Origin of the sequence: Apilactobacillus micheneri (assembly GCF_002993975.1) — a bacterium.
GTDB classification, from domain to species: domain Bacteria; phylum Bacillota; class Bacilli; order Lactobacillales; family Lactobacillaceae; genus Apilactobacillus; species Apilactobacillus micheneri.
On the sequence record NZ_POSO01000001.1, the window covers coordinates 215,054 to 227,086 of the forward strand.

At 32.3% G+C, this 12,033-nt stretch carries 14 protein-coding genes; 1 reads left to right on the forward strand and 13 read right to left on the reverse strand.

The window, feature by feature from the left end; translation table 11 throughout:
• Window positions 1-102: 102 nt before the first annotated feature.
• From C7N41_RS01135 to C7N41_RS01195, 13 genes are all read right to left on the reverse strand, one after another.
• On the reverse strand, window positions 103-690 hold the full coding sequence (locus C7N41_RS01135; protein ID WP_105963900.1) for a 4'-phosphopantetheinyl transferase family protein: 588 nt from the start codon (window positions 688-690) through the stop codon (window positions 103-105).
• Entirely contained in the window at window positions 683-1,444 is a 762-nt protein-coding gene (gene fabI, locus C7N41_RS01140) for an enoyl-ACP reductase FabI (RefSeq protein WP_105963901.1), read from the reverse strand. The genes C7N41_RS01135 and fabI overlap by 8 nt, the downstream gene beginning before the upstream one ends.
• Window positions 1,445-1,489: 45 nt before the next feature.
• Entirely contained in the window at window positions 1,490-2,257 is a 768-nt protein-coding gene (gene accA, locus C7N41_RS01145; RefSeq protein ID WP_105963902.1) for a carboxyltransferase subunit alpha, read from the reverse strand.
• A 10-nt stretch (window positions 2,258-2,267) separates the two neighbouring features.
• Window positions 2,268-3,074 carry an acetyl-CoA carboxylase carboxyltransferase subunit beta gene (locus C7N41_RS01150; RefSeq protein ID WP_105963903.1) on the reverse strand — a complete coding sequence of 269 codons (807 nt, stop codon included), beginning with the start codon at window positions 3,072-3,074 and terminating at the stop codon, window positions 2,268-2,270.
• Entirely contained in the window at window positions 3,061-4,434 is a 1,374-nt protein-coding gene (locus tag C7N41_RS01155) for an acetyl-CoA carboxylase biotin carboxylase subunit (RefSeq protein ID WP_105963904.1), read from the reverse strand. The genes C7N41_RS01150 and C7N41_RS01155 overlap by 14 nt, the downstream gene beginning before the upstream one ends.
• Before the next feature lie 22 nt (window positions 4,435-4,456).
• Window positions 4,457-4,825: a 3-hydroxyacyl-ACP dehydratase FabZ family protein gene (locus C7N41_RS01160; protein ID WP_370737850.1), complete on the reverse strand. Its 369-nt coding sequence runs from the start codon at window positions 4,823-4,825 to the stop codon at window positions 4,457-4,459.
• A 50-nt stretch (window positions 4,826-4,875) separates the two neighbouring features.
• On the reverse strand, window positions 4,876-5,322 hold the full coding sequence (locus tag C7N41_RS01165; RefSeq protein ID WP_105963906.1) for an acetyl-CoA carboxylase biotin carboxyl carrier protein: 447 nt from the start codon (window positions 5,320-5,322) through the stop codon (window positions 4,876-4,878).
• Between the two features lie 46 nt (window positions 5,323-5,368).
• On the reverse strand, window positions 5,369-6,109 hold the full coding sequence (gene fabG / locus C7N41_RS01170) for a 3-oxoacyl-ACP reductase FabG (RefSeq protein ID WP_105963907.1): 741 nt from the start codon (window positions 6,107-6,109) through the stop codon (window positions 5,369-5,371).
• A 2-nt stretch (window positions 6,110-6,111) separates the two neighbouring features.
• Entirely contained in the window at window positions 6,112-7,011 is a 900-nt protein-coding gene (gene fabD / locus C7N41_RS01175; RefSeq protein WP_105963908.1) for an ACP S-malonyltransferase, read from the reverse strand.
• 31 nt (window positions 7,012-7,042) lie between these two features.
• A complete protein-coding gene (locus tag C7N41_RS01180) occupies window positions 7,043-7,288 on the reverse strand; it encodes an acyl carrier protein (RefSeq protein ID WP_105956522.1) in 246 nt (81 codons plus the stop codon).
• 30 nt (window positions 7,289-7,318) lie between these two features.
• On the reverse strand, window positions 7,319-8,290 hold the full coding sequence (locus C7N41_RS01185; RefSeq protein ID WP_105963909.1) for a beta-ketoacyl-ACP synthase III: 972 nt from the start codon (window positions 8,288-8,290) through the stop codon (window positions 7,319-7,321).
• Window positions 8,291-8,516: 226 nt separating this feature from the next.
• The gene (locus C7N41_RS01190) at window positions 8,517-9,386 is read right to left on the reverse strand and encodes a GRP family sugar transporter (protein ID WP_157944931.1); all 870 of its coding nucleotides are present in this window, start codon (window positions 9,384-9,386) and stop codon (window positions 8,517-8,519) included.
• Window positions 9,387-9,479: 93 nt separating this feature from the next.
• Window positions 9,480-10,136: an NAD(P)H-dependent oxidoreductase gene (locus C7N41_RS01195; protein WP_105963911.1), complete on the reverse strand. Its 657-nt coding sequence runs from the start codon at window positions 10,134-10,136 to the stop codon at window positions 9,480-9,482.
• A gap of 156 nt (window positions 10,137-10,292) precedes the next feature.
• On the opposite strand from C7N41_RS01195, the gene C7N41_RS01200 reads away from it, so the two are divergent.
• Window positions 10,293-12,029, forward strand: coding sequence for a phospho-sugar mutase (locus C7N41_RS01200; protein WP_105963912.1), 1,737 nt, complete (start codon window positions 10,293-10,295; stop codon window positions 12,027-12,029).
• Window positions 12,030-12,033: the final 4 nt, after the last annotated feature.

Below are 12,033 nucleotides of genomic sequence, written 5' to 3' on the forward strand. Positions count from 1 at the left end.
ATTTTTAAAAGAATGATAAAACGTTTTATTTAACAATGCCCAATAATATAATTAAAAAATAATAGCACTTGTGTGACAAAGTTAAGCAACTATATCAAATTTTTATTTAAAAGTGGCTAAAGTTCCTAAATAATCTGATCCTAAATCAATATTAGTTAATTTAAATTGTTGCCCTAATCGATCAGCAGAAGTTTTGAATTCAGTCTCAATATTCACACTTTTAGCTTTACCAGAAAGACCAGTGCCAAGTAATTTTAGTGTGGCTTCTTTAATTGTCCATAACTTCAAAGTCTCATTACCCTCGTTTTCCTTAGGTAATGAGCTTAAATAATTAAGTTCATTATCAGTAAAAGCACGAGTGATCCGGTGATAAGAAAATGGCCGAATCTTTTCTATATCGACACCAATATCTTCATCACTAACAACTAAAATAACCAAATCATAAGAATTAGAAATATTAAAATAGAAATCGTTAGATTTTAAATATGGTTTACCATGTTTACCGTAATTAAAGAAATCTCCATTAATTAATTCTTCAATACTAATATTCATATAATCAGCTAAAAGACAATTACCAATAATTGATTGTCTTTTATGATACTTAGTAAAATCTACATCAGCTTTTTTAAAGATATCTTGATAATTAGGATTATCAATTGTATCTGTAAATATTTGAATATTATTAGGCAAGTAAATGAACACCCTTATCAGCGTAAATCAAGTCACCAGTAACACCTGTTGATAAATCACTCATTAAGAATGTAGCAACGTTACCAACTTGTACGGTGTTAACTGATTCGCCATCAACAGTTCTAGCTTCTGATTCTCTTAATAAATCACCGTGATTCTTAATACCAGTAACAGCAAGGGTCTTAAGAGCACCAGCTGAAATAGCATTTACACGAATCTTCTTTGGTCCTAAATCAGTAGCAATGTATCTAACGTTTGCTTCTAATGCTGCTTTAGCAACTCCCATCATGTTGTATGAAGGAATAGCACGAGTTGAGCCCATGTAAGTTAGAGTAGCAATACTACCAGATGGGTTCATAATTCTGCTTGCATAACGTGATACTGAAATAAATGAGTATGCACTAACATCTTGTGCTAAATTGTAACCATCTTTTTCAACATCAATTACGCCACCTTCAAGAGTTTTCTTGTCAGCATATGCAATTGCATGAATTACACCATCAATATTGCCAAATTTTTCATGAATTTCATCAAAAGTTTTTTCAACATTTTCATCTTCTGAAACATCACATTGAATCATTGTAGTGCCTTCAGGAACAATTTTATCTAATTGACGCTTTAGACGATCATTTTGATAAGTCAAAATAACTTCAGCACCATTATCCATCAATGATTGGGCACAACCCCAAGCAATACTACGCTTGTTAGCAACACCCATAATAACAATTTTCTTTCCATCTAATAAGTTTGACATTAGATTTGTCCTCCTAAATATTCAAATCAATTTTTAAAAATTACATTAGTTGAATTTACGGTAACGTGCATGACGTTTTTCCAACAATTCTTCTTTAGGTAATTTCTTAAGTTCATTTATTTTATCAATTAATGCATTCTTAAAGTTTTGCATTGATTCACTATCTTTTACTTCAGGGACAATTTTATCAATAATTTCATTTGATAATAAATCCTTTGGAGTTAATTGCATTTGTTCAGCAGCATCGGCTGCTTTACTAGAATCTTTCCATAAAATGGTAGCATAACCTTCTGGTGAAAGGATTGAATAAACACTGTTTTCAAATGCCCAAACAGTATCTCCAACAGCTAATGCTAAAGCACCACCACTGCCACCTTCACCAACGATTACACTAATATAAGGAACTGAAAGTTTTAGGCCTTGGATAATTGATTGAGCAATCATATATCCTTGACCCTTATATTCAGCATCTACCCCTGGGTAAGCACCCGGAGTATTAATTAAATTAATGATTGGGCGATTAAATTTTTCAGCCTGCTTCATTAAACGTAAAGCTTTACGATATCCATCAGGTTCAGCTGATCCAAAATGTCTTTCAATATTTTCATCAGTATCGTTACCTTTTTGAATACTAGTAATTGTGACTGGTTGACCACCCATAGTTCCAATCCCAGCATAAACTGCGGGATCATCACCATAAGCACGATCACCATGTAGTTCAATAAAATCTTCAGTAATCCCAGCAACCAAGTTTTGGATACTAATTTTATCAGCACTTCTAGCTGCAAGAACACGATCATATGCTTTTGTCATAATATCCTCCTTAATTCCAGGCCAATAATTTGGCTAATACTGATTTCATATTAGAACGTTTTACAATCGCATCTAAGAAACCATTATTTAATAAAGTTTCCGCTCTTTGGAAATCTTTTGGTGGACGTTGTTGAATAGTTTTTTCAATTACACGACGGCCAGCAAAACCAATTAATGTATGAGGTTCTGAAAGGTTAATGTCACCTTCCATTGCATAACTAGCAGTTACTCCACCAGTTGTAGGATCGGTTAACACTGATATGTATAACAATCCTTTTGCTGAGTGGTCAGAAACTGCTTGAGATACTTTAGCCATTTGCATTAGTGAATGAATACCTTCTTGCATTCTAGCTCCACCAGAACAAGAAAATACTACTACTGGTAAACCTTTTTTAGTACATTCTTCAAATAAACGTGCTAATTTTTCACCAGTTGCAGTTCCTAAACTCCCCATGATGAAACGCCAGTCCATCACACCTAATCCAAATTCTTGATTACCAATTTTAGCAATTCCAGTTTGAACACTTTCATTTAAATCAGTAATTTTTTTGGATTTTTCTAGTTTTCCAGCGTATTTTTCATCACTTAAAAATCTCTTAGGTGCCACAACGTCTTCATTAATTGGAGTAAATTCATCACAAGTTAACTTAATACGTTCATCTGCACCAAGTCTAAAACCAAATCCACAGTTAGGACATACTTTATAAGTACCTAATTTTTTATTATAAAAATTGTCCTTACATATCGGACATTTTACAAATAAATTGTCTGGAATTTGATCCATTAATTCTTGTAAATCTTCTTTATTTTTTGACATTTTTTAACCACTCTTTCAAGAATGATTTTTCAATGTACAAATTATTAAAATCTGAGTCATTGAAATGCTTATCTAGTAATAAATCATTTAAGAATTGACGGTTTGTACTTACACCATCAATTGAAAATTCATTAATTACTCGTCTCATTTTTACAACTGCTTCTTCTTTATTAGGCATATGTACAATGATTTTGGCAATCATTGAATCATAGAAAGGCGAAATAGTATCTCCAGATTCAACTCCTGAATCAATACGAACACCCTTAGTCCCAAATGGAAAATTAACTCGTTTTAATTTACCTGGTGATGGCATAAAACCATTTTCAGGCTTTTCGGCATTAATTCGACACTCAATTGCATAACTATCAACATTAATATCTTTTTGAGTAAATGGTAATTTTTCACCTGCTGCAACTAAAATTTGATCCTTAATTAATTGCACACCGGAAACTTCTTCTGTAACAGTATGTTCAACTTGTAAACGAGTATTCATTTCCATGAAATAAAACTTGTTTGTTTTTTCATCAAGTAAAAACTCAAAAGTTCCAGTATTTTCGTAACCAATTTCTTTAGTAGCTTTAGCAACTAAACTACCTAAATAATCACGTTGATCTTGAGAAACTTCCATACATGGGGTTTCTTCAATTATTTTTTGATGTTCTCTTTGTAAAGAACAATCACGTTCAGGGAAATAAACAACATTGCCAAATTGATCAGCAATTACTTGCATTTCAATATGTTTAGCATTGCTTAAATCTTTTTCCATATATAATGAATCATCATTATAAGAAATTTTTGCTTCACGTTTAGTGGTAGTGAAAATTTCTTTTAATTGTTCTGGGTCATCACATTCGCGAATTCCCTTTCCACCACCACCAGCAGCTGCTTTTAGCATTACTGGGTATCCAATTTCATCTGCTAATTTTAGGGCTTCATCAAGCGTATCAATTGACCCATCACTACCAGGAATAGTAGGCACTCCACTATTCTTCATTGCATCCTTTGCATGTGCTTTGTTTCCCATTAAATCAATGACCTTTGAACTAGGTCCAATAAATTTAATCGAACATTTTTCACACAATTCAGCAAATTCAGCATTTTCAGATAAAAATCCATATCCAGGATGAATAGCATCACTCTTAGTTAAAATTGCAGCATCAATGATTGCAGGCATACTTAAATATGATTCATTAGGTTGTGGTCCGCCAATACATATAGCTTCATCAGCTAACTTAACAAACATGCTATCTTTATCAGCAGTTGAATAAACAGCAACAGCTTTAATATTCATTTCATGAAGTGATCTTATAATTTGCACCGCGATTTCACCACGGTTGGCAATTAAAACTTTTTTAAACATTTTAGTCATCCTTTATGAAATTCTATTCCATTGCAAAAATTAAAGTACCTTCACAAATAACTTCGCCATCTCTAACAATAGTTCCATGGCCTTCACCAATATTACGTTTTAATTTAGTCATTTCAACGTTTAGTTCTAATTGGTCACCAGGACGAAAACTATCTTTGTAAGATGCTTCTTTAATTCCACCAAAGAAAACATTTTTGCCCTTATATTCAGGCATTGATAACAATGCACAAACACCTGTTTGAGCAAGCATTTCCATAGCAATGGGTCTAGGCATCCCTAGACTATTGGATGGTTGATTTTGAAAGAACCATTCATTAACGTTTAATAATTTTAGTGCTTTCGCACTTTCACCTGGTTTTACATCGATAATTTTATCAATCATTTGAAAAGGAAAACGTTGAGGAATGAAATCATGCACATTATATTCCAAGATTAATCCTCCTCAACTTCAAAAATTGGTTGATCATATTCAACCATATCTCCGTCATTAGCTACTTGTTTAGTAATAGTTCCAGAAATAGGACTCTTAACTTCATTAATAACTTTCATTGCTTCAATCACACAAACAGTTTCGCCCTTTTTAACATGATCACCAACATTTTTATATACTGGTTTTTCAGGACTTGGTGCAAAATAAACAATTCCTACTAATGGTGCTTTAATTTTAGCAGCACTACTTTGAGCAGCTTGGTTTGATGAAGCATTTTCATTCTTAGTTGAGGCAGCATTAGATGATGCAGCTGGAGCAACATTTTGTACTGGAGCATGTTCTAATTTGCTGAAGTAAATATCAGTACCGTCATCACCAGTAACTTTAAATTCTTTCATACTGGACTTATCAAACTTGTCCATTAAATTTTCAATATCTTTTTCGTCCATCGTTAAATTTCTCCTGTTAATTAAGAATATTCTTACTGAAATCGAACTACATTGTTAATCCACCATCAACAGTAATTACTTGACCATTCATGTATTCATTGTCAATTAGGAATTCAACAACTTGAGCAACTTCGTCAGGATTACCAAAACGTCTTGCTGGAATTTGTTCTTCCCAAGCTTTAATATTCTTTTCGCTTAATTTATCGGTCATAGCTGTCTTAATCATACCTGGAGCAACTGCATTACAACGAATTCCACGAAGTGATCCTTCCTGTGCAGTAGTCTTAGTTAATCCAACAAGCCCAGCTTTAGTTGATGAATAATTAGCTTGACCTAAATTACCATGAAGGCCTGCAATACTAGACATATTAATAATGCTACCCTTACGAGCTCTTTGCATTTTCTTCATTGCAAATTTAGTCATGTTGAAAGCCCCAAATAAATTAGTATTTAAAACTTGTTTAAATGAGTCAGCTTTCATTCTAGTTAATAGTGTATCTTGAGTAATTCCGGCATTATTAACTAGAACGTCAATTTTGCCATATTCATCAATAATACTATCAATCATAGCTTTAGCATCTTCTTCAGATGCAACATCACCAGTTAAAACTTCAATTTCATTATCAAAGTTATCTTGTAATGCTTTATTTTCATCATCACTTAATTCACGGTGAGAGTTAACAATAACAATATTATTTTTATCTTTGGATAAACGAATAGCATCGGCTAATCCTAATCCTTTAGTTGCACCAGTGATTAAAATAACTCTTTTTTCAGTTTTTTCCATGATTATTCTCCTAACTTATCTAATAAGTCATTTAAGGTATCAACACTTTCTACATTATAAGTGTCAGCTTTCAATGTCTTTTTAGCAAGTTTACTTAGCGTATTACCAGGACCAATTTCAATAAATGCATCGATATTTTTATCTTCAATAGATGCAACATCTTGCATAAAATGAGTTGGATTAATTAATTGGTTAGTTAATGTTTCTTTGATTGTATCAGTGTTAAATGGTTTAACAGTAGTATTACTAATTACGTCAAATTCTGGTTCATCAAATTCAACTGATTCTAAACGCTTAGCTAATTGATCAGAAGCTGGTTGCATTAAAGGAGTATGAGAAGCAACGGCTACCTTTAATGGAATAACACGTTTAGCTCCCTTTTCCTTTAATTCAGTCATTGCTTTTTGAACGCCTTCCTTAGTACCACCAATTACAGTTTGTTTTTTAGTATTGTAGTTAGCAGGATAAACGTCATCAATTTGGTCACAAACATCTTTAACAAAATCAGGACTAACACCTAATACAGCTGCCATAGAACCTGGATTTTGATTTCCAGCTTCATCCATGTAATGTGAGCGATCATGTACTAGTTTTAGTCCTGATTGAAAAGATAGTGCTTTAGCAGCAACTAAAGCACTATACTCACCTAAACTCAATCCCATCATCGCAACAGGTTTATCCAATTTGTCAGCTAAAATACGATAAATTGCTACACTCATCGTTAAAATGGAAATTTGAGTATTATTAGGATTATCAAAAATGTCTGGATCTGCTAAGTTTAAATCTAATGTTTTAGAAGCTTCGTCAATTGTTTCTTTATAAATAGAATTACTTTTATATAAGTCTTGTCCCATTTCTTTAAATTGACTACCTTGGCCACTAAATAAATAACAAATATTCAAACTTAAACACTCCTAAATTAATATAAAAATATTATTTGTCTTCAACTTGTTTTGCAACGTAATCAACTAATTGTTGAACAGTTGTAATGTCATTGTCAGTATCAATTTCGATATCATATTCATCTTCTAGAGCATCAATGATTTCGAATAAGTCTAAACTATCTAAGTCTAGTTCATCTTGGAATTTAGTTTCCATTTTAATGTCATCAGCGTTAACGTCTGATTGATCTACAACGATTTCTTTTACTTTATCAAAAATTGCGTTCTTGTCTGCCATAATAAATACACTCCATATATAAAATAATTTTTAGTATCTTAAAATAATTGTTCCAGTGGTTAATCCACCACCAAAACCTGATAGGACAATAATATCCCCTTTAGCTATTAAACCATTTTCCATCATTTCTGACAACAATATTGGTTCACTAGCAGCCGCTGTGTTCCCATAATGATCAATGTTAATTGGAAACTTTTGGTCGTCGACTTTCATTTTACGAGCAACGTTCTTTACTATTCGAGCATTAGCTTGGTGCAAAATGAAGTATTTAACATCATTCGCATCAAGATCTGCTTCACTCAGTGCTTCTTTAATTGAATTTGGAACGTTCTTAGTGGCAAAATTAAAAACTTCACGACCATCCATATGAAAGTATTGATCAGTTTGATCATCTACTTTTCCAAAATGTTCATCACCAATCATGTGACCAGCTAATAGTGCTTTTCCTTGATCACCATAAGTTTTCAAGTTAGAAGCTAAGACTTCCCCACTACCTTGGTTTGAAACTAGCATCCCACCAGCACCATCACCGAATAACACAGCAGTTGTTCGATCATGCCAATTAATTAACTTACTTAATTGTTCACCACCAATAACAATTCCTAATGCATTAGGTTTGCTATTTAATAGCGATTGCATGGTATAAGATCCATAAACAAAACCAGAGCATGCAGCATTAATATCAAAAGCAATTGCATTATTTGCGCCAATAATACCTTGCACAGCAGCTGCAGTGGCTGGAGTTTGATAATCAGAAGACATCGTTCCAACGATGATAAAATCAATTTGTGAAGCATCAACATTGGATTTATCTAATAATTTAGATGCAACCTCAGCACATAAAGAAGTAGTAGTTTCACTAACAGCTACTCGACGTTCTTTGATTCCAGTTCTTCTGCTGATCCATTCATCAGAAGTGTCCATAATCTTAGCCAAGTCATCATTAGTAACTATCTTTTCAGGAACAGCTTTGGCAGTTGCTTTAATTGAAAAACTGCTCATGATATCTCCTCTAAACAAAATCAATATTTAATAATTTATTTTTAATATCACTCACTAAGTTTTAAATAATTTGAAACTTTTTTCAACTGATATTTATCGTAGATTGTTAATTAAAAATAAAAAATCATTTGTATCCTTGATACAACAATGATTATATCATATAGATTTCCTAATTTTTAATAAGTTACTATTTTTTTAATTTGTAACGTAATTTTTTGTACCAAACTTAGATTGTTTGAATCAAAATTCCACCTAAAATAATTATTAAAAGTCCTAATAGAGTAAAAAATATTTTTCTCTTACCTTTAACCTCATGGAATAATATCATGCCACCTAATGTAGCAACTACAACATCCATCTGAGTTAAAGTAAATCCAGTTGCTACTCCATTTAGTTTGATGGAAACCAAATAAGCAAAGGCTGCAATACCAAAAATTAATCCTAATATCATATTTTCAAAACTAAATTTACTAAATAATGGTTTTTGTACTCGATACTCCGTAATAAAAAAAGAAAAGATAATGGCTGCAATCACCATTCCAATTGCTTGTGGAAAAATAGCATCTGAACCACTAACATTAGCTAAACGTGGAAAAGCAGAGTATCCAATATAACCAAAAGTACCTATAAATAATATCCAAAAACCATATTTATAACGATGATTAGATCCAGGTGCATCCTGTTTACCATTTTTGGTGATTAAAATGATTCCAATAATAATTACTAATAATGCAAAAAAACCTTTATATTTATCCATTGCAGTAGGCCATTCTTGAAAGAAAATGACCGCAGTAATTGGATTCCCAATTAATTGCATTGCCGTGGATAAAGGTGTTCCCAATGCAATTCCCATCGATTTAAATGCTTGATACTGCGTCATTTGACCAAAAGTCCAGCACATCCCAGAAATCAGACATAATATAAATGGTCGCATCGCAATTTCTGGACGATAAATTAAGTAAACAACTAACGAAACAATAAAAGCACCATAAACAGTTCCACATAATTGGTGGATAGTAGAGCCTCTGGCTTTTAGTAAAATAATTGGCTGAATTCCCCATAATAAAGCTGGAATTAGCCCAATTAAAATATTCACTCTTAAACACTCCAATATTATTTAATATAGTAGTTCTACTTTATCACACAAAAATAGCCCATAGTTATTAACCATGGGCTATTTTAAAATGAATTACTTAATTACTTTATAGATTTCATCCATTGGTTGACGTTTCTTTGGTGTAATGTCTTGATCACGGTAACCAAATCCGGCCATTACTGAAACGCCCCATTCGTTTAAGTCAATTGCATTATATTTATTTAATATATTTTCAACTTGTTCACGATTGAAGCCTTCAATTGGGCAACTATCAATATCTAAAGTAGCAGCCGCATCCATCATATTAGCTAATGGAATGTAAGTTTGTCTTGCAGACCATTCAAACAAAGTACGTTCATCATTTAATTTAAAGTCATTATCTTGAAAATCTTGTAACTTAGCAACGAAAGCTGAGTTAGGGTCAAACGAATGATTTTGCACATCTTCACTGATATGTTGAACGTATTTAGATGTTGGAGTAACGTTCTTCTTTGCTAAAATAATAACAAATTTATCAGCACCATCTAAACTATTTTGTGCTCCCCAAGCATGATCATAAAGCTCTTTTTTTAGATCATCATTTTCAATAAGTAAAAATTTCCATGGAGCAAAACCCATTGAACTTGGTGATAAACGAGCTACTTCCATAATTGTTTGCCAATCTTTATCTGATATTTTCTTATCAGGATTGAATTTCTTTGTTGCATATCTTCTATTGGCAACCTTGATTAATTCTTCATTCTTATCCATGAATTGAATTCACCTTTCCTTTAATTACTAATTGTAAGTAGAATACCATCTAAAAAATGATATCGCAAAGAATGTGACTTAATTAAATTGACTAAAATAAAGCCATTAACTATACTAATTTTAGTAACATAATTCAGTTTATTGGAGACATTTGATATGAATTACAAAGAAGATTATCAAAATTGGCTTGCTCAAAAGGAGCTTGCTGAATCAGTTAAATTAGATTTACAAAAAATGAAAAATAATGATGAGGCAATTGAAGATGCTTTTGGTACTCAAATGTCATTTGGAACTGCCGGCATGCGTGGCTTAATGGGTGCTGGTATGAATAGAATGAATATTTATACCGTTAGACAAGCAACTGAAGGACTTGCTTCATATATGGATACCCTGGATGATAAGCAAAAACAGCGTGGTGTTGCCATTAGTTTTGACTCTAGATATCATTCAAAAGAATTTGCTTATGAAACTGCTCGTGTACTAGGTGCTCACGGAATTAAATCTTTCGTTTTTGATGATATTCGTCCTACTCCAGAACTTTCTTTTACAATTCGTCATTTAAATACTTTTGCTGGGGTAATGATTACCGCCAGCCATAATCCTATGCAATATAATGGTTACAAAATTTATGGTGAAGATGGTGGACAAATGCCACCAAAAGCTTCTGACATGATTACTACTTACGCTAGAAAAGCTTCCGATGTATTTACTATTAAAGTAGCAAATATTCGTGATTTAAGAAAACGACAATTACTTAATGTTATCGGTGAAAATGTTGATGAAGCATACTTAAATAATGCACATCAAGTTAATGTTAATCATGAATTAATCAAAGAAGTCGGTAAAGATTTAAAGTTTGTTTACACCCCACTTCATGGGACTGGAAAAGTATTATGTCGTCGTGCCTTAGAAAATGCTGGATTTAAAAATTATTCAATTGTACCAGAACAAACTATTTCTGATCCTGAATTTCCAACCGTTGATTTTCCTAATCCTGAATTCCCAGAAGCCTTTAATTTATCAATTAAATTAGGAAAAAAAGTTGGTGCAGATGTTTTAATTGCAACTGATCCTGATGCCGATCGTTTAGGTGCTGCAGTTAGACAACCAGATAATTCATATAAATTAATGACTGGTAATCAAATCGCATCCGTTCTATTAGATTACATTTTAAAAGCTAAAAAAGATAATCATGAATTACCAACAGACGGTATTGTTGTTAAATCAATTGTTTCTACTGAGTTAGCAACTAAGATTGCCAATAATTATAATATTGAAATGAAAAATGTATTAACTGGTTTTAAATACATTGCTGAACAAATTCATAATTTCGAACAAAATCATGATCATACTTTCCTATTTGGTTTTGAAGAAAGTTTTGGCTATTTAATTAAACCATTTGTTCGTGACAAAGATGCTATTCAATCAACAATGTTGTTAGCTGAAGTTGCTGCTTATTACAAGCAACAAGGTAAAACTTTGTATGATGGTCTTCAATCAATGTACGAAAAGTACGGATACTTTGAAGAAAAAACAATTTCTAAAATGTTTGAAGGCATTGATGGAAAAGATAAGATGGCTAAGATTATGGATGAATTAAGATCTAATCCAATGGATTCCTTTAATGATAGTAAAGTAGTCGCACTAGAAGACTTCGCAACTGCTACTCAAACCAATCAAGATGGGTCAACTAAACAAATTAATTTACCAAAATCAAATGTCTTAAAATATTGGCTGGAAGATGGAACTTGGATTGCTATTCGTCCTTCAGGAACTGAGCCTAAAGTTAAGTTCTATATTGGAACTGAAGATCAAACTCAAGCAAAAGCTAACCAACGACTAGCTTCATATATTAATGCCGTTAACCAGTTAATTGAAAAATTAACTAAATAAATTA

Bases quoted from the DNA above. Each gene is read 5' to 3' on its own strand.
- fabI (WP_105963901.1), bottom strand. From the start codon at position 1,444: ATGTCAAACTTATTAGATGGAAAGAAAATTGTTATTATGGGTGTTGCT.
- accA (WP_105963902.1), bottom strand. From the start codon at position 2,257: ATGACAAAAGCATATGATCGTGTTCTTGCAGCTAGAAGTGCTGATAAA.
- C7N41_RS01150 (WP_105963903.1), bottom strand. From the start codon at position 3,074: ATGTCAAAAAATAAAGAAGATTTACAAGAATTAATGGATCAAATTCCA.
- C7N41_RS01155 (WP_105963904.1), bottom strand. From the start codon at position 4,434: ATGTTTAAAAAAGTTTTAATTGCCAACCGTGGTGAAATCGCGGTGCAA.
- C7N41_RS01160 (WP_370737850.1), bottom strand. From the start codon at position 4,825: ATGATTGATAAAATTATCGATGTAAAACCAGGTGAAAGTGCGAAAGCA.
- C7N41_RS01165 (WP_105963906.1), bottom strand. From the start codon at position 5,322: ATGGACGAAAAAGATATTGAAAATTTAATGGACAAGTTTGATAAGTCC.
- fabG (WP_105963907.1), bottom strand. From the start codon at position 6,109: ATGGAAAAAACTGAAAAAAGAGTTATTTTAATCACTGGTGCAACTAAA.
- C7N41_RS01180 (WP_105956522.1), bottom strand. From the start codon at position 7,288: ATGGCAGACAAGAACGCAATTTTTGATAAAGTAAAAGAAATCGTTGTA.
- C7N41_RS01185 (WP_105963909.1), bottom strand. From the start codon at position 8,290: ATGAGCAGTTTTTCAATTAAAGCAACTGCCAAAGCTGTTCCTGAAAAG.
- C7N41_RS01195 (WP_105963911.1), bottom strand. From the start codon at position 10,136: ATGGATAAGAATGAAGAATTAATCAAGGTTGCCAATAGAAGATATGCA.
- C7N41_RS01200 (WP_105963912.1), top strand. From the start codon at position 10,293: ATGAATTACAAAGAAGATTATCAAAATTGGCTTGCTCAAAAGGAGCTT.